Origin of the sequence: Methylomonas sp. TEB, from assembly GCF_047777895.1 — a bacterium.
GTDB lineage: Bacteria > Pseudomonadota > Gammaproteobacteria > Methylococcales > Methylomonadaceae > Methylomonas.
The window spans coordinates 496,608-514,552 of sequence record NZ_CP180476.1 but is presented as its reverse complement, the minus strand read 5'-3'; the positions used below and the strand labels follow the sequence as shown (position 1 = coordinate 514,552).

The window sequence follows — 17,945 nt, the reverse complement described above, 5'->3', positions numbered from 1 at the left end:
ACCCAAGTCATCACCGGCATATCGTTCGGCAGACCGGGCGAACGATGTCGAATGGAACCGTGGTTTGCAATTTTGTTATAAAAATATCCGCCGCAGTCGCAGCACATTTTAGTATCCTAGCCAGCCATTCCGTACCCAGCCGTCAACCATGAGCCAATACCCACTTTTTGCCACCACGCCTAAAGCGATGGAAGGCATCCTTGCCAACGAAATCAAAGCCCTGGGCGGCCAAAACGTCCGCGAAAAAATGGCCGGCGTTTCCTTCGATGGCGATCTGGCGCTGGCTTACCGGGTTTGTTTGTGGTCGCGTACGGCTAACCGGGTGTTTCTGCCCTTGAGCAGTTTCGAGGTCAAGTCGCAGCAAGACTTGTACGATGGCGTCAAAAAAATCAACTGGTTCGAGCATATCAAGCCCGACGACAGTCTGGCGGTATCATTCAGCAGTAAAAACAATCCGGCCATCAACAACACTCATTTCGGCGCCTTGAAAGTCAAGGACGCCATCGTCGATCAGATGCGTGCCAAGTTTAATAAACGACCTAATATCGACACCGACCGGCCCAGCATTCGCGTCAATGTTTATCTACACAACGAAACCGCCCAACTCAGTCTGGACTTATCCGGCGAGAGTTTGCACAGACGCGGTTACCGTGACGTCAACATTGCTGCGCCCATCAAGGAAAACCTGGCGGCAGCAATTTTGCTGCGCGCCGGCTGGCCGAAAATCGCCGAACAAGGCGGTTCGCTACTCGACCCGATGTGCGGCTCCGGCACCATGTTGTTAGAAGGCGCGATGATTGCCGCCGATTATGCGCCGGGCTTGCAGCGCGATTATTTCGGCTTTTTGGGTTGGAAAAAACACGACGCCGCGCTTTGGCAAAGCCTGCTGGACGAAGCCAAGCAGCGCCGGGATGTTGGCTTGAGTAAAATGCCGGTGATCGTCGGGTTCGATCAGGACCGGCGTACCGTGGTAGCCGCCTTACAGCATGTTGAAAACGCCGGCTTGGCAGGCAAGATTCATATCGAACGGCGCGACATCGGCGATGCCACAGCGGCGGAAAGTTGGCCCAAAGGCCTGATCGCCTGTAACCCGCCCTACGGCGAACGACTGGGCGACGAGGCGGAAACCTCTGAGCTGTATCGCCGCTTTGGAGAGGTACTGAAACAGCGTTTCGTCGGCTGGCAGGTGGCGATGATCATCAGCAATCCGGAATTGGGTTTTAGATTGGGCGTACGTTCGCAAAAGCCGATTACCTTGTTCAACGGCGCGCTGGAGTGCAAGTTGCTACGCTTTAATATCGAAGAGCAAACGTTTTTCGAACCCAAAGCCAAATCCCAGCAAGAACGCATAGCACAAATCAGCCGGCGCACCGAAACCGAGCAGCCTGACAATCAGGCGGAGATGTTCGCCAATCGCCTGCGCAAGAATCTGAAAAAAATCGGCAAATGGGCCAAGCAAAATCAGGTCAGTTGCTACCGGCTGTACGATGCCGATTTGCCGGAATACGCGGTGGCGGTTGACGTTTATCAGGGGGACAAGACTTGGGTCAACGTCCAGGAATACGAATCGCCGAAAACCATTGATCCGGCCAAAGCCAACCAACGCCTGGCCGGGGCGATGGTGGAAATTCCCAAAGTATTGGAGATACCCAAGGAGCAGGTGTTTTTAAAAATCCGCCGCAAGCAGAAAAGTACCGATCAATACGAAAAGCAGGGCGAGTCCGGCCGCTTTCATGTGGTCGAAGAAGGTGGCTGCAAGTTTTGGGTGAACTTCGAAGATTATCTGGACACCGGCCTGTTTCTGGATCACCGGCCAATCCGCTTGATGATACAACAACAAGCCAAGGGCAAGCGCTTCCTGAATCTGTTTGCTTACACCGGCAGCGCCAGCGTGCATGCAGCGGTGGGCGGCGCGGCATCCAGCGTCACGGTGGATATGTCCAATACCTATCTGGACTGGGCCAAGCGCAATTTTGATTTGAACGGCATTCAAGGCGATCACAAACTGCTGCGCGCCAATTGCGTGGAATGGCTGGCGGAGCAAGCCGGCGCCAAAGACAAGCCGCAGTTCGATCTGATCTTTCTCGATCCGCCGACCTTTTCCAATTCCAAGAAAATGGACGAAGCGTTTGATATTCAGAACGATCATCTGCACTTGCTACGCCATGCGGCCAGCCTGCTTGCGACGGATGGCGTACTGTATTTTTCCACCAACTTCCGCCGCTTCAAGCTGGACAGACAGGCTTTGGCGGATTTGCGGATAGCAGACATCAGCGCGCAAACCATTCCGGAAGATTTCGCCCGCGATCAAAAAATTCATTATTGCTGGAGGATTAGCCGATGAGCGAGTGTCTACACATCATCGTCAAGGGCCGGGTGCAGGGCGTATATTTTCGCGCCTATACCCAGAAGCAGGCTGTGAAATTGAATATAAAAGGTTTTGTCAGAAATCTGGCCGATGGCTCGGTGGAAATCATCGGCAACGGCCATCCTGACGACCTGCAAAAATTGGTGGCGTGGTGCCATAAAGGGCCAATCTTGGCCAAGGTTTCCGAGGTAATCATCAATCCACACGCTTTGAGTGAGCACTTTGAGTTGTTTGAGATCAGGTAATCGGATTATCTCTTGCCCCTCGCCTGCTTCGTTGCCAAACGTTGATCCAGTAACTTCTAACCACCTCCCCCCCCAAATCGGATTACAATAGCGAACATTTATTCCCAACAAAGGGCGCAGCTTAGACGCCCGCCACTAATCGGCAGGAGCACTTTTGGCAGACAGAATTATTCGTATCGCTACCCGGCAAAGCCCGTTGGCCTTATGGCAGGCCGAGCATGTGGCGGCACGGCTGCAACAGGCGTTTCCCGGATTACAAACCGAGCTGGTAAAAATGGTTACGCGCGGCGACAAAATCCTCGACGCGCCGCTAGCCAAAGTCGGCGGCAAGGGCTTGTTCGTGAAAGAATTGGAACAAGGCATGCTGGAAGGTACAGCCGACATCGCGGTGCATTCCATGAAAGACGTGCCTGTGGAGTTTCCGGAAGGCTTACATCTAGCAGTCATCATGGACCGCGAAGATCCGACTGACGCTTTTGTTTCCAATCACTATCGCAGCCTAGCCGAATTGCCCGCTAACGCGCGCATTGGCACCTCCAGCTTGCGCCGCCAATGCCAAATCAAGGAAAAATTCCCAAACGCGGAAATTCTCAGCCTGCGTGGCAACGTCAACACTCGCTTGGCAAAATTGGATGCCGGCGAATACGATGCGATCATTCTGGCATCGGCCGGCTTAAAACGATTGGGGATGGGCGAGCGTATCACGGCCCAACTGGAACCGACGGAAAGCCTGCCGGCAATGGGTCAAGGCGCTATCGGCATCGAGTGTCGGATCGACGACGCCGAGATACACGAGTATTTGAAGGTATTGCACGACGAACACACCAGCATCCGGGTCGGCGCCGAGCGGGCGATGAATGCGCGACTCAATGGCGGTTGTCAGGTGCCGATTGCCGGTTTTGCGGAGATCAAAGGCGAGCGTTTATTCATGCGCGGCCTGGTCGGCAGCCCCGACGGTTCTTTATTGTATCGAGCCGAGGCGGAAAGCAGCCTGGCGGACTTCGACGCGTTGGGCAAGGCCGTAGCCGAGGATTTATTGGCTCAAGGCGCTGACAGGATATTGAGCGAGCTGTATCAGTGAATTCCGCTTTAAATGGAGCCCGTATTTTGGTGACGCGACCGGCATCACAAGCTGAGAATCTGTGTCATTTGATTGAACAATGCGGCGGTATACCAATACGTTTTCCGACACTGGAAATCGTACAGGTAAAGCCCAATCCGGATTTGCTTGGCCAAGCCGCCAACAGCGATTGGCTGATTTTTACAAGCACCAATGCTGTGGATTTTGCTATCAGGGCTTTCAGTGGCAAAATGCCGGCCTTGCGTAAATTAAAAATTGCGGCGGTTGGTGCCGCAACGGCTAGCACCTTACGCCAATCGGGATGGCCGGTGGATTGCGTACCACACAGTGAATTTAGCAGCGAAGGCCTGCTGGCAGAACCTGACCTGCAAACCGTAGCCGGGATGCGCTGTGTGATCGTGCGGGGCGTCGGTGGGCGTGAGAAACTGGCCGAGGGCTTGCGCAGCCGGGGCGCGGAGACATTTTATCTGGAAGTCTATCGCCGCCAACAGCCGGCGGCAAACATCTCGGATTTACGGACAGACATAGCACTTGGGCGACTGGACGCAACCACCATCACCAGCACCGAAGCATTACAAAACTTGCTGGCGATGCTGGATGATGAGTCGATAGTATTGTTGAAATCAATACTTTTAGTCGTAATGAGCGAGCGGATCGGCCAAGCGGCCGACGATTTCGGATTTAAACAGATTGCAGTGAGCGCGCAACCCACGGATGCAGCGATTTTAGAGACCTTGACGACGTTATTGAACGGGGAAAACAGTGGCCGAAGTAATTGAAGAACAACAAGAAAGTCCAGCTCCGGTGGTGGTGGTTAAAAAGTCTCACGCCGGATTATGGATAGGCATTACTTCCATCGTGTTGGTGATAGCTTTGGCTGGAGCCGGTTTTTTCTTTTTTCAGCAATTGCGCTTCAGTCAAGATACAGAAAACAATCAGGACAACCTGAAACTGCTTGAACTCGACAAAGAACTCAATGGCTTACGCGATCAATTGAACGGTGTGCAATCGCAGATAGCCAACGTCAATGCGGAGATGACCGGCAAAGACAATCATTTCAACGAAACCTTGGCCGACTTTTCCAAACTGCATGAAGAACGCCTGGGCACCACTCGCAAAGAGCTGGAAGCCTCCATTGTGGCTTTGCAACGGCAGCTGGGTAAAACCCGCGGCGACTGGCTACTGGCCGATGCCGAATATCTGTTGACCGTTGCCAATCAGCGTTTGCATTTGGTCGGTGACGTCACCACCACCCGCGAAGCGCTGGAAGCGGCCGACCAAAGGCTTAGAGAAAGTGGCGATGCGGCGGTATTTAAAGTTCGCGAGCAAATTGCCAAGGAAATTGCCTTGTTAAACGGCGCCACCGTGCCGGATATCGTCGGCATCTACAGCGGCATTCAACATTTACAGGATGCCGTAGAAAGCTTATCGGTGTTTCTGCCGCATGCCGGCAAGCAGCCGGAAAAACCTGAACCCAACAGCGACCTGTCCGAACACGGTCATGAAATTTTAAGCACCGTAGCCAAACAACTGGAAGGTTACGTGGTGCTGCGTCACACCGAACAACCTGTCAACGCCATCCTGACCCCGGAAGAAGCGCACTTTATCAAGCAGCAGCTGAAAGTCAGGCTGGAAATGATCGAAATTGCCCTGGTGCAACAAAACGACACCTTGTTTGCCAGCAGCATCGCCGACGCCAAACAATGGCTAAAGAAAAATTTCGCGGAAAATCAGCAAACCGATAACTTCGTGGCTGAACTCGACAAACTGGCGAGTGTGCAAATCCGCAGCCAATATCCGGATGTCAGCGGGTCGTTGAAGCTATTGAAAGACATTAGTAAATTGCGTATCGAATCCGATAAAGCCGTGCTGAATAATCCGCCAGCGGAAACGGCCTCGCCGGCAATACCCTCTGCCGGCCAGCAATAAGCGAGTGGCATTATGAAAAATCTCATGTATTTTCTAGGCTCCTTGCTTTGCGCCGTTCTGGTGGCGTTTTTGCTGCACAGCTGGCTGGTCAAACAAAACGATCCCGGTTATGTGTTAATCGGTTTCGGCCACTGGTCGCTGGAAACCTCTTTGACCGTATTCGCCGTCGCGCAAGTAATCGGTTTTTTCGTTCTTTACAATTTTTTCCGCTTGATGGGCGTGTTGATTCGCATGCCCAACCAATTTGCCAAGCGCCGCCGCAATATTCGTTTCAACCGCTCGCAGGAAGCCCTGGTGGCCGGCTTATTCGATGCGGCAGACGGTAATTGGGAGCGCGCGGAGAAAGTGCTGATCAAGCATGCCGCGCATAGTGGCGCACCTTTGCTGCATTATCTGACTGCCGCCAGAGCAGCGCAATCGCGCGGCGCACTGGACAAGCGCGACGAGTATCTGCAAAAAGCCAGCGAACAATCCTCGGACACCAATATGACCGTCGGCTTGACCCAAGCCGAACTGCATCTGTCTGAAAAACAATTCGAGCAAGCCTTGGAAACCCTGGGCAAATTGCACTCAATCAATCCGGGCCATGCGCGGGTGTTGAAAATGATGCATCAGGCGTATCAACATCTGGGCGACTGGGAAGGCTTGAGCAAGATACTGCCTTCGCTGCAACAGCATAAAGTGTTGATGGAAACCGAAGTAAAATTGCTGGAAACCGAAACCTTCAGCCGCCTGCTGAAACAAACCATCGCCCAAGGTGACCGCCAAGCGATCCAAACCTGCTGGGAAGGCATCCCTGATCACATTAAAGTGCTACCGGGTATCGCCAACATCTATTTTGCGGCAATGATTGCCGCCGGCGCCGGCAGTAGCGTGGAATCGGCGATGCTCAAGCAATTGGGCCGGCATTGGGACGACACCTTGCTGGTGTTGGTTTCCAATATTGAAGCCGACGATAAGGCCAAGCAATTGCAGTCGGTCGAACAATGGCTGGCGGTTTACCCCAGCAACGCTGTATTGTTAAGAGTGCTGGGCAAGTTGGCTTTGAAAGCCGAGCAAATGGAGAAAGCCGAACAATATTTGTTGAAAAGCCTGAATACCGAAGCGTCGGTGGCGACCTATCAATTATTGGGCGAATTATTGTTTAGCAAAGGCGACAAGGATCAAGCCTGCGATTATTTCAAACGCGGCATGGAGTTGGCGTCAGCCGAGCTGATCAGCGGTGTGGAATCGATTCGCACAGCTTAAATACTTAAAACAACCCGCGATCAGTTCAAATCCCGAATAACCTCGGCGTCTGCATATTCGCTTTTGATAATCAAAATTTCCGGCAAATTCTTTTTTAACAGCGGCGCTAATTTAGGGTCGAAGTGTTTGCCGGATTCCGAGGCGATATAAGCTAACGTTTCTTCTACCGCCCAGGCCGGCTTATACGGTCGTTGCGACGTCAGCGCGTCAAATACGTCGGCTAGCGCGCAAATTCTGCCGGCAATCGATATATCTTCTTCCCGCAAGCCATTCGGATAGCCGGTGCCATCCCACTTTTCATGATGATGTTGCGCTATGGTACGCGCGGCCCGCATCAACTCGGTCGGCGAGCCGGATAAAATATTGGCGCCTATTTGCACATGGGTCTGCATGATCCGCCATTCTTCGGGGTCGAGCTTGCCGGTTTTTAACAGAATCCGGTCCGGAATACCGATCTTACCAATATCGTGCATCGGCGCCGCATTCAGAACAATTTCCGCCTCCTGCTCAGTTAAGCCATACGCCAAAGCCAACAACTGCGCATATTTACTCATGCGAATGATATGGTTGCCGGTTTCGTTATCCCGATACTCGGCGGCCAGCCCCAGTCTGCGTATGACTTCCTGACGAGTACGATACAATTCGTCGGTTCTGGTTTTAACCTGTTGTTCAAGAAGACGGTTTTGATCGCGTATCTGATTATGCATCAAGCGCACTTCCAGCAGATTGTGGATGCGGGTAACGGCTTCCAGTTGATCGAAGGGCTTGGTCAAAAAGTCCTTAGCCCCCAAACTCAAGGCTTTCAAGCGGGTCTCCATGTCCGGTTGCGCACTGAGCACCAACACGGGTAAATAGTCGTCTCTGAAACGCTGTTGCAATTGTTCCATGACATCGAAGCCGCTTAAATGCGGCATGCGGATGTCTAACAAAAAGGCATCGAATCGCGTGGTATCACACAGAGAAGTCACTTCGCGAGAATCGCAGGTCGATTGAATATTCCGATAACCCTGGCGCTGCAAAATTTTTTCCAACAATTTGACGTTAGCGGGTTCGTCGTCGACGATGAGAATGGCGGCTTGCAGAATATGCTGTTTTAAGTCCACGTTGCTGTTTTCAAAGAATCATGAAGTTGGGAGCGAAAACCTAGCAGTCCGACTCGTACCGAGCCGTGCCTGCTGAATGGGTTATCCGCGAGATTCTCAGTATAGACAAATTAGTTGAGTCTGCTTTTTACCGCCTGACGCCAGCATTCAATCTAACAGCCGAAAAGATTCCAGAAATAAAAACCAGCCGGCCCAACGTCGAAATATTCAGCGGCAGCGAATGGCCATACAGGAAATATCGTCTTGCGCTTCTCGGTTCAGCATATGCGCTTCCAGGGCCTGTTGGATCGCCGCCACTTCAGCGCCAGGCGGCGCCGTTCTGAGAATCTGCAGGACGCGCTCTTGGCCGAATAAACCGCCGTCAGGACCCAGGGTGTCGGTCAAGCCATCAGAGTACATAAATAACTCGCAAGGCTCCCGCCAATGCCAGATTTCGCAAGTATCGTCGAATTGCCGGTTATCGAGAATGCCGGCAGAGGGGTGTGAGGAACGAAAGGTGTGAACCGGCTTGCCATCGCCATCCAGCGCATAAACATCGGGTAAGCCGCCATTCCACAACTCCACCGACTTTTTTTCAGCATCTATCATGCCCAATACCAAAGCCACGAAACGGCCCGTCGGCATCTGGCTGTGCACCAGGCGATTGATCTCGCGGACGATTATGGGTACGGCCAAGCCCTTTTTCGTCATCGCCTGGAATGCCTGATTGACAATCACCGTCGGTAACGCTGCCGCCAAGCCGTGGCCGGTCGAATCGGCGAGCATAAAATAAATTTGTTGCTTACTGACGCGCCTGGCGCAAATCAAATCGCCGCTAAAGCGTTTGGCCGGCAATAACCAAAACTGCAAATGATCGTCTTTCAGATCGCTCTGTTTAATTAACCTCTCAAAAATACTCTGTAAAAACTGCTGCTCCGCTTCGTTTTCGTCGCGATAGGCTTTAAGTAGCTGAGTATCGGCAATAATCAGATTTTGCATATCGATCACACGCTGCACCGAACCCAATTTAGCGGCAAGAACAGCGCGACTGAACGGTTTTTGCAGATAGTCGTCAGCACCGGCTTGCAGCCCATCCAAGACATTTTGGTCATCGGCTAGCGCGCTGAGCACAAAAATGGGCACCCACTTGTCCAGGGTTCGCTCTCTAATCGCTTTGATAGCCTCCAGGCCATCCATGACCGGCATCATAATATCCATCAGAATCAGATCGGGATTTACACTGGCCAGAGCGTGAACCGCCTGCTCCCCATTTTCGACCAAAATGACTTCATGCTGCATCCTGCTCAGTAATTTGTCGAGCAATAGCCTGTTTTCGTAGATATCGTCGACAACCAATATTTTCATTAGGAACTGTACCGTTATTCAATCGAACCGGCAGTCTACCCTAGTTAAATAGGGTATCCCACATAGAATCGACTTTTTTGATGACATCCTCACTCATTACAATCGGACGTCCCCACTCCCGGCTGGTTTCGCCCGGCCATTTGTTGGTCGCATCGAAACCGACCTTGGACCCCAAGCCCGACACCGGCGAAGCAAAGTCCAGATAATCTATAGGCGTGTTTTCCAAAATCGTCAAATCGCGTGCCGGGTCCATGCGGGTGGTAATCGCCCAAATCACGTCCTGCCAATTGCGTACATCGACATCGTCATCCACCACGATCACAAATTTGGTGTACATAAATTGGCGCAAATACGACCAGGTGCCCAGCATCACCCGCTTGGCGTGACCGGCGTATTGTTTCTTCATGCTGATCACCGCCATCCGATAGGAACAGCCTTCCGGCGGCAGATAGAAATCAACGATTTCCGGAAACTGCTTTTGCAGGATGGGCACGAAGACTTCATTTAAGGCCACACCCAAAATAGCCGGTTCATCGGGCGGGCGGCCGGTGTAGGTGCTATGGTAAATCGGCACCTGCCGTTGGGTGATACGCTCGATGGTAAACACCGGAAACTCATCGACTTCGTTGTAATAACCGGTGTGATCGCCGTACGGCCCTTCCGGCGCGGTTTCGCCAGGATAGATGAAGCCTTCCAGCACGATTTCCGCACTGGCCGGCACTTGTAAATCGTTGGACAAACATTTGACCACTTCGGTCTTACTGCCGCGCAACAAACCCGCGAAGGCATACTCGGACAGAGAATCCGGCACGGGTGTGACCGACGCCAATATCGTCGCCGGGTCCGCTCCTAGAGCCACTGCAACCGGAAACGGCTTGCCAGGATGCGCTTGCTGCCATTCCTTGAAATCCAATGCGCCGCCGCGATGCGCCAGCCAGCGCATGATGACTTTGTTTTTGCCGATGACTTGCTGGCGGTAAATTCCCAGGTTCTGCCGGTCTTTGTTCGGCCCTTTGGTAATCACCAGCGGCCAGGTGATCAAAGGCGCGGCGTCTTCCGGCCAACAGGTTTGAATCGGATAAACGCTTAAATCGACTTCGTCACCGACCCGAATCACTTCCTGACAGGGTGCGGAGCTGACTATTTTTGGGGCCATATTCAGCACTTGTTTGAATACCGGGAATTTTTCCAGCGCGTCTTTCATGCCCTTCGGCGGCTCCGGCTCTTTCAGATAAGCCAGTAACTCGCCGATACCGCGCAATTCGGACACATCTTTGGCTCCCATGCCCATCGCGACCCTCTTCGGCGTGCCGAACAAGTTACCGAGCACGGCAATGTTGGACCCTTTCGGATTTTCAAACAGCAAAGCCGGACCGCCCTGCTTCAACACCCGGTCGCATATCACCGTCATTTCCAACACCGGATCGACTTCCTGTTTGATGCGCTTCAGTTCGCCCTGCTTTTCCAGTTGCGCGATAAAGTCTCGTAAATCTCTATATTTCATGCATGGTCCTTAAAGGGGGTGGCCGAACTTCGTGCCATGGGGTGCAAAATTAAAGCGGCAATCATACGCCGAGTTAAGCTAGACGAGAAAACCAAAGAGACAAGTAATTAGACTATGATCTCTTATGAGCTAATTTTTTTAATCCGAACCGTTTACATTTGATTATTCCATTGCCAGAAATCGAACCCGTGCCATACTTTTGACGAGGGGTCAGCTTGCCGCGTTAACAGTCGTAGATGTCGGAGCAGCATTTGAGAGCTAGTCCCGAAAGAAAGGTTTAATTTTATTCGTGGAGATTTGTTATGGGATTTGCATTAACTGATGTATGTGGCTTTCGTCCTGCAACTTATGCGGGACGTCCAATTCCAGAAAAAGACTTGGCGAGCGGAGGGCTAGGAAAATTCGACACCCACTTCGGCATCAATGGGGACGTATCGGCGATTGTCAATGATGGCGATATTAATACATACGGCCCTCGCGCAATCGATTTGAATCAACGCGGGGGTATTGTTGCCGAAACGCTTTGGAATAAGTGGCAAGACAATCCATCTGATAGTGACGTATCAGGTTTTTTGACTTTTTTTGAAGAAGTAGGTGGCAGAAAGGCCCCAAAGAACACGCAATATCCGGTAGGAGCGAAGATTAGCGGCGTCGATGTAGGAGGAGATGAAAAATATAAGTTCGGCGCGACCAACAAAAAAACTTCTAGTATTTCCGACGATAATAGTGAAGGCGCCATGTTTCAGTTGGGTACTCGCTGGTCTAAAGTGGCTTTAGAACATACCGTTAAAAATGGAGGACGTATTCACTTTCATTTAGATGGGATGGGAGATATTAGCGACCTTTTGAATAAGTTAGGCGATTTTAATTACAACGTCACGACCCGAGAGTTACGCTATGTCTACCGTAATTGGATTAGATTGGGTAAGTCTGCGATTTTTTATAATGGCTTTTCTAAAACTTCGTCTGGAATTTACAAAGCGGTTATCGTCGATAGACCCTGGTAAAAAGCACTAACGTCCAGCGTAGTGAAGGCACTTTTGTGCCGATGGCAATAAGTAGCACCCTCGGCGCGATGTACTCCGAATGTGAAAAATCCATAACCATACAAGCTAACTGGAAACTATTGGACGCTCTTTACTGGAAACTTTTCAAAGCCGTTTGACATATCGCAACCATCGCGAAAAATTTACTGATCAACCATCAACGCCTCAACACTTGTAGCGGTGGCTGATTGACCACCTGCCTAACCCCCCAGTACCCTGCCAGCCCCACCGTTATCGCGCCTATCGCCGGCAATGCTCCCCACAAATGGTAGCCCGGACGATAGTCGATCTGCATCACACGGGTATACAACGCATACAGAATCGCTTCGCTAGCCAGTGCCGCCATAGCACCAGCTAAAATGCCGAGCAAGCCAAACTCAATCACGTGCGTGGTACGTAAAAAGCCGCGCCGGGCGCCCAAAGTCCGCATCAGCCCACCTTCGTAGATCCGTTGATCCAACGTGGCATAGACGGCAGCAAACAACACGGTGAAACCGGCCGCCAGGGCAAAATACAATAGTAGATTGATGGCCTTGGTCAACTGCGTCAGGATCATCTTGAACTGTTTCAAAATCTGATCAACTTCCAATATCGTGATCGCCGGATACTTTTTCAGCAGGGTATTCAACAGAATTTTTTGGGTATCGGCCAGATAAAAGCTGGTCATGTACATGGTCGGAAAGTTATCCAGCGTGCCGGGCGAGAAAATCATGTAAAAATTGGGCCGCATCGTATCCCACTGCACGCTGCGGAGTTGAGCTACCTTTGCGCTGAATTGCGCGCTCCCCACCGTAAAGGTCAATTCATCGCCCACCTTGATTTTCAAGCTTTCCGCCAGTTTTTGCTCCACCGATACCAGACCCGGCCGATCGGCTTGCCAAGCACCGCCATCGGTGGCTTTGTTATCGTCCGGCAATTGCACCGCCCAGGTCAGGCTCAATTCGCGTTGAGTAGCGCCTTCGCCCTGGGTGTCTTTGCTGACCCGGCCTTGCACCGCTTCGTTATTAATCGTCACCAGGCGTCCGCGTACCACCGGATAAAACCGGCTGCTGGGGATTTGCGCCTGATGCAATTCGCTTTGAAATGCCTGCTGGCGTTCCGGCAGGATATTCAAGGCAAAATGATTCGGCGCCTGTTCCGGCAATTGCTGTTGCCAGTTGTCGATCAAATCGCTGCGCACCGTAAAACTCAGGGCCATGGCGGTAAGCGTGATGCTGAAAGCCAATATCTGGCTGACACTGGCCTGGCTGTTCCGCAGCAATCCCTGCAAGCCAAAACGCCAATTCAAGCCCAGCTTCGGCAACAGCTTGCGCGCCAGCAATAACAAACCGTATACCGCGCCACCTACACCCAATAGTGTTAGCGCACCCAACCCCAATATGGTGGATGTCATTTTCGGGTCTTGTGTGTAGCGCCAAATCAAGCCGCCGATAATCGCCAGCGCCAAACCGTAAATCAACCAACCACTGGTGGGTAAGGGTTCCAACTCACGGCGCAATACCCGCAATGGCGAGACTTTTTGCAAACGCAGCAACGGCGGTAAAGCAAAACCCAGCAAGATTGCCAAGCCCGAAGTCAAGCCAAAAAATACCGCCAACCAGCTGGGACTGGCCAACTCTTCCGGCAACAAGGATTTTAACAGCTCGAATAAACCAAATTGCGCCAACCAGCCCAAGCCGCAGCCGACGCTGCTGGCTAACAGGCCCAACACCAAAAACTGCAAACCGTACAGCCAGACAATTTCCGCTTGTTTACACCCCAGGCAACGCAACAAGGCAGTGGCGTTGAAATGCCGTTCGGTATAACGGCGAGTAGCCATCGCAATCGCCACGCCGGCAATCAAGATCACCACGATGCTGGACAAGCCCAGATAACGCTCAGCGCGCTGCAATGCCGATCCCAGTTCCGGGCGGTCCTCATGTATATCCAGGATTTTTTGCGAACTGTTCAGTTGCGGCTTCAACCAGGTTTTAAAGGCAAGCAAAGCCTGTTCGTCGCCGCTGAATTGGAAGGCGTAACGCACATGACTGCCGGGTTGAATGACGCCGGTGGCGGCCAAGTCGCTTTGATTAATCATCACCCGCGGCGAAAAGCTATAAAAATCCCCGCGTTTGTCCGGCTCGTAGCTCAACACCCGGCCGATGGTCAGAGGTTTTTCGCCTACGGTTAGCGTATCGCCGATTTTTAGATGCAGAGCCGGCAGGATGCGCTTGTCTACCCAAGCCGAGCCAGGTTCCGGACCCTGACTGGCGACGATTTCATCCTGCGACTCGGCATCGCTGGTTTTCAATTTCCCGCGCAGCGGGTAGCCGCTGCTGACGGATTTTACCGAAGCCAACAGCATTTCCTGGTTTTCCAACAAAACGCTGGCAAACTCGCTGGTTTGCGAATGGGATAAGCCCAATTCGCCGGCCTTGGTCAACCAGGTTTCGGCTATGAGCGCCGGCGCAGCCACCACCAGATCACCGGCTAAAAACTCGGCGGCTTGCACCGTCATGGTCCGATGCAAACGGTCGGCGAATAGCGATATGGCGGTGGAACTGCTAACCGCAATCAGCAAAGCCAGCAGCAATAAGGTCAGCTCTCCGGAACGACTATCGCGCCACAACAGTTTCATGGCTAGATTGACGCGCTTCATACCACGCTCCCGGCGTCCAGGCGAATGGTGCGTTGACAACGTCCGGCCAAAGTCATGTCGTGAGTCACCAAAATCAAAGTGGTATGTTGTTCTTGATTGAGCTCGAACAGCAGATCGATGATGTGCGCACCGGTTTTGCTGTCCAGATTACCGGTCGGTTCGTCGGCAAACAGGATAGCCGGCTGGGTGACAAAAGCCCGCGCTAAAGCCACCCGTTGCTGTTCGCCGCCAGACAATTGTTTGGGGGTATGCGTCAAGCGCTGCGACAAGCCCACTCTGTCCAGCAAGGCGCGGGCAGCGCTCGCCGCTTGAGCATGTCCGCTGAGTTCCAGCGGCAGCATGACGTTTTCCAGAGCCGTCAACCCCGGCAGCAGTTGAAAGGATTGAAACACGAAACCGACCAATTCGTTGCGCAACAATGCGCGGCCGTCTTCGTCGAGCTTGGTCAGATCGCGGCCATTGACAACCACTCTGCCGATACTGGGCGTATCCAATCCAGCCAGCAAACTGAGCAGGGTGGATTTACCGGAACCGGACTCGCCGACAATGGCCAGACTCTCGCCCGAATTGATGATTAAATTCACTGAGGACAAGATGTGTAAAATGCCCTCGGAAGTTGGCACCGATTTGCCGAGCTGTTCGGTAACGATAATCGGGGAACTGGTCTTATCAATATGAGTATTCAACATGTATAGCGTGGTCCTTGCCGTAATTCTGGGTTTACTACCGATAAACGCCATGGCGAAATCGATAGTGGTATTGGGTGACAGTATTAGTGCCGGTTACGGCATCGAAGTTCAGCTTGGCTGGGTGGCTTTGTTGCAAAACAAGCTAACCGACCTGCATAGCGACTATGTTATCAGTAACGAAAGCATCAGCGGCGATACTTCCGCTGGCGGCCTGGCGCGACTGGAGCAAATTTTATCGCGGCATAAACCGGATATTGTGTTGGTGGAACTGGGCGCCAACGACGGCTTGCGCGGTTTATCGCCAGCGGAAATGAAAAATAATCTGACCGAAATCACTCGGCGTTCGCAAAACGTCGGCGCCAAAGTGATGCTGCTGGGGATGAAGATCCCCCCCAATTACGGCAAGCGTTATGTCGAGATGTTTTACGAGGTTTTTCCGCAGCTATCCGCGGAATTGAAGATCCCGTATGTGCCGTTTATCCTGGAAGAGGTAGCATTAAACCCGGAGATGATGCAGGCCGACAGCCTGCACCCGAATGAGCTGGCGCAACCATTGATTGCCGAAAAGATTTGGGGATATTTACAAGCCTTGCTGTAGACGCGACGCGCTAATTTGCCGTCAAGGTTTGCTTAAACGCCGGCAGTTGCCTATAACCGGCGATTTCGCCGGCCGTAAACATCCATTTCATTTTTTTTTGTAAGCGCTGCTGCTCACGTGGTTCCAGCCAAAAACTCGCGAATCGGCTAAGATAATGCCGCAGCAAATACAGTGGGATGCCAGCGATATTTTTTCCGGTGGGTACATCAGCATACGCCAGCACCTGACAACGGGCCACGTCGAACATCCAGCGGCAGACGTAGGCTTTCGTCATCCGCTCCGGGATGTTACAGTGATACAGCAATGCTTCCGGCACATACCAAAACTCGCCGCCGCCGCGCCGAAAACGGCCCATGTATTCGGTGTCTTCCGTAAACGGCACCGAAGTACCCGGCCCAAGCTCTTCGCGAAACCAGCCATTTTTGGCTACGGCCCCGGTTCTTAACGCCGTATTGACGCCGCCCGGAATCACCTGTTCATCCAAAAACTGCTGGGACATGCCGAAATCGCGAGTATTGGTAATGCCGCGCGGCAATGCAAACTCACCTTCGGTATGCAACCAGGCGGGGATGTCGCCCAGCCATTTGGGTAATACTTTGCCGGCAAAACCGTCGATTTCCGGATGCAGCACAGCGGCATCGATGTAAGCCTGTAACCAGCTCGCTTGCGGTTCGACATCGTCGTCGGTGAACACCAATAATTCACCTTGCGCTTGCTTGATGGCGCGATTCAAAGCGCGGGACTTACCGGGAATCGGCTCGGAGACGCAATGCACCGGCAGCCGACCACGCTCAGCTTCGGCGGCGATCACCGCCACAGTGTCGTCGCTGCTGCCGTTATCAACCATCAGCAATTCCCAGCGGGTCTGGCTATTCAGGCGCATTGCGGCCAATGCGTCGAACAAGCGCGGCAATATCGACGCTCTGTTGCGGGTGCTGATAATCACGGAGGCGTTTAACATAGGTTGCAGACCTAATTTTGAATTTTGGGTTAAGCAATATTACAGCGGATGATCGAAATAATCGCCATCGATCCCGCTGCGGTACCAATTTTGCGAAATATTGTCGGCTAGCGGCGGCTCGCGATAAATCAGATAGCGGTTACCGCGCGACGGCACTGCTTCATAGCCAAGACAGCGGAACAGACTGGTCAATGACGGCGAGGCGACTTCCAGACTGCCCCAGCTAATCCCGTTCTCCCGCCAATAAGCAAATAGGTAATACAACAGTGTCTGTATGGCCGGCTCATCGTCCAAGGGATAAAACACGTCACGCAATACTGCCATGCTGATAGCATCCCCAAAGCCTTGCTGATGCCAAATTGCGTAGGCGCGCAATTTGCCAGCAGCATCGCGCAGCGCGAAAAGCCTTAAAGGACAGGTAGGAAAATCAAATAAACGCCAATTCAAATAGCGGCTGCTACGTTCCAGACAAGAGACATAGCCCGCTTTCGCCCGTTCCCACAACGCATCAAACTCGGTGTCGCAATGCCAAACCTCCGCCAATGTAAAACCGCCGCTACGTAATTTGACATTGCGTAAGCGCAAGTTGATGTCGAACATGCTGCCCAGCAAATGGCCCAACGATTTGCCGGCGCGTTTCTGCCAAGAACCGCGATAACCGACGCGCAAACGATAAAAGTCATTATCGCTACCGCCGATCGGTACGAAGCCGCATTTTTTGAAGGCTTTCTGGGTAATCACGCCGGCAGTCACCGTGCCGTTGAATCGCGCAAATTCGAGGCTGTGTTCGATCAGCTTGGTGGCTAAGCCCTGCCCACGAAACTCTTCATCGACACAGGTATTGGAACCGAAGGCAAGCGTTACGGATTGGCCGTTCAACCACCAGGGTTGCACGAACATGGCCCGGAAACCCGCCAAACGCCCATTGTGCCAAACCCCGACGCCGGCGCACGGCAAGGCGTTCTGCCATGGGTTATGCACGATACGGGATTCGAACCATTGCTGGATATATTCGGGGTGTTGCTGAAACTCCTCGAAATTGGCAACGGCAATCAGAATGCAATCCGGAATATCCGCCGGTTGGATAGGTCCATAAACAAAATGGTCTGCAACAGCGGACATAGGCTTTCTCGAAAAAGTGCGGGAAATGATTAGCGAGGCGTAACTATCGTTAGCAAAGGCATCAGCGAC

At 52.5% G+C, this 17,945-nt stretch carries 15 protein-coding genes; 8 read left to right on the top strand and 7 right to left on the bottom strand.

The window, feature by feature from the left end; genetic code table 11:
* The first annotated feature begins 148 nt into the window (after positions 1 to 148).
* The 6 genes from rlmKL (at position 149) to ACMXD4_RS02225 (ending at position 6,871) form a co-directional block, all read left to right on the top strand.
* On the top strand, positions 149 to 2,344 hold the full coding sequence (gene rlmKL, locus ACMXD4_RS02250) for a bifunctional 23S rRNA (guanine(2069)-N(7))-methyltransferase RlmK/23S rRNA (guanine(2445)-N(2))-methyltransferase RlmL (protein WP_171696746.1): 2,196 nt from the start codon (positions 149 to 151) through the stop codon (positions 2,342 to 2,344).
* Positions 2,341 to 2,613 (top strand): acylphosphatase, encoded by a 273-nt coding sequence (locus ACMXD4_RS02245; protein ID WP_415879724.1) that lies wholly within the window; start codon positions 2,341 to 2,343, stop codon positions 2,611 to 2,613. The genes rlmKL and ACMXD4_RS02245 overlap by 4 nt, the downstream gene beginning before the upstream one ends.
* Before the next feature lie 154 nt (positions 2,614 to 2,767).
* Positions 2,768 to 3,694: a hydroxymethylbilane synthase gene (gene hemC / locus ACMXD4_RS02240; protein WP_415879723.1), complete on the top strand. Its 927-nt coding sequence runs from the start codon at positions 2,768 to 2,770 to the stop codon at positions 3,692 to 3,694.
* 29 nt (positions 3,695 to 3,723) lie between these two features.
* The gene (locus ACMXD4_RS02235) at positions 3,724 to 4,473 is read left to right on the top strand and encodes a uroporphyrinogen-III synthase (protein WP_415879722.1); all 750 of its coding nucleotides are present in this window, start codon (positions 3,724 to 3,726) and stop codon (positions 4,471 to 4,473) included.
* Positions 4,457 to 5,623, top strand: a complete 1,167-nt coding sequence (locus ACMXD4_RS02230; protein WP_415879721.1) for a uroporphyrinogen-III C-methyltransferase — start codon at positions 4,457 to 4,459, stop codon at positions 5,621 to 5,623. Before ACMXD4_RS02235 ends, ACMXD4_RS02230 begins: the two co-directional genes overlap by 17 nt.
* 12 nt (positions 5,624 to 5,635) lie before the next feature.
* Positions 5,636 to 6,871: a heme biosynthesis HemY N-terminal domain-containing protein gene (locus ACMXD4_RS02225; RefSeq protein WP_171696751.1), complete on the top strand. Its 1,236-nt coding sequence runs from the start codon at positions 5,636 to 5,638 to the stop codon at positions 6,869 to 6,871.
* 20 nt (positions 6,872 to 6,891) lie between these two features.
* On the opposite strand, the gene ACMXD4_RS02220 is transcribed toward ACMXD4_RS02225, so the two are convergent.
* From ACMXD4_RS02220 to ubiD, 3 genes are all read right to left on the bottom strand, one after another.
* Positions 6,892 to 7,974, bottom strand: a complete 1,083-nt coding sequence (locus tag ACMXD4_RS02220; protein WP_171696752.1) for an HD domain-containing phosphohydrolase — start codon at positions 7,972 to 7,974, stop codon at positions 6,892 to 6,894.
* Positions 7,975 to 8,181: 207 nt separating this feature from the next.
* On the bottom strand, positions 8,182 to 9,318 hold the full coding sequence (locus ACMXD4_RS02215; RefSeq protein ID WP_171696753.1) for a PP2C family protein-serine/threonine phosphatase: 1,137 nt from the start codon (positions 9,316 to 9,318) through the stop codon (positions 8,182 to 8,184).
* A gap of 40 nt (positions 9,319 to 9,358) precedes the next feature.
* Entirely contained in the window at positions 9,359 to 10,822 is a 1,464-nt protein-coding gene (gene ubiD, locus ACMXD4_RS02210) for a 4-hydroxy-3-polyprenylbenzoate decarboxylase (protein ID WP_171696754.1), read from the bottom strand.
* 302 nt (positions 10,823 to 11,124) lie between these two features.
* On the opposite strand from ubiD, the gene ACMXD4_RS02205 reads away from it, so the two are divergent.
* On the top strand, positions 11,125 to 11,829 hold the full coding sequence (locus ACMXD4_RS02205; protein WP_171696755.1) for a hypothetical protein: 705 nt from the start codon (positions 11,125 to 11,127) through the stop codon (positions 11,827 to 11,829).
* Positions 11,830 to 12,025: 196 nt separating this feature from the next.
* Here ACMXD4_RS02205 and ACMXD4_RS02200 read toward each other — a convergent pair whose 3' ends face one another.
* Together ACMXD4_RS02200 and ACMXD4_RS02195 are read right to left on the bottom strand one after the other, a co-directional pair.
* A complete protein-coding gene (locus ACMXD4_RS02200; protein ID WP_415879720.1) occupies positions 12,026 to 14,506 on the bottom strand; it encodes an ABC transporter permease in 2,481 nt (826 codons plus the stop codon).
* A complete protein-coding gene (locus ACMXD4_RS02195) occupies positions 14,503 to 15,195 on the bottom strand; it encodes an ABC transporter ATP-binding protein (protein WP_415879719.1) in 693 nt (230 codons plus the stop codon). Before ACMXD4_RS02195 ends, ACMXD4_RS02200 begins: the two co-directional genes overlap by 4 nt.
* Here ACMXD4_RS02195 and ACMXD4_RS02190 point away from each other — a divergent pair.
* The gene (locus tag ACMXD4_RS02190; RefSeq protein ID WP_171696758.1) at positions 15,194 to 15,793 is read left to right on the top strand and encodes an arylesterase; all 600 of its coding nucleotides are present in this window, start codon (positions 15,194 to 15,196) and stop codon (positions 15,791 to 15,793) included. The genes ACMXD4_RS02195 and ACMXD4_RS02190 overlap by 2 nt on opposite strands.
* 10 nt (positions 15,794 to 15,803) lie before the next feature.
* On the opposite strand, the gene ACMXD4_RS02185 is transcribed toward ACMXD4_RS02190, so the two are convergent.
* Both ACMXD4_RS02185 and ACMXD4_RS02180 read right to left on the bottom strand, forming a co-directional pair.
* A complete protein-coding gene (locus ACMXD4_RS02185) occupies positions 15,804 to 16,754 on the bottom strand; it encodes a glycosyltransferase family 2 protein (RefSeq protein ID WP_171696759.1) in 951 nt (316 codons plus the stop codon).
* Positions 16,755 to 16,793: 39 nt separating this feature from the next.
* Positions 16,794 to 17,876, bottom strand: coding sequence for a GNAT family N-acetyltransferase (locus ACMXD4_RS02180; RefSeq protein WP_171696760.1), 1,083 nt, complete (start codon positions 17,874 to 17,876; stop codon positions 16,794 to 16,796).
* Between the last annotated feature and the right edge of the window lie 69 nt (positions 17,877 to 17,945).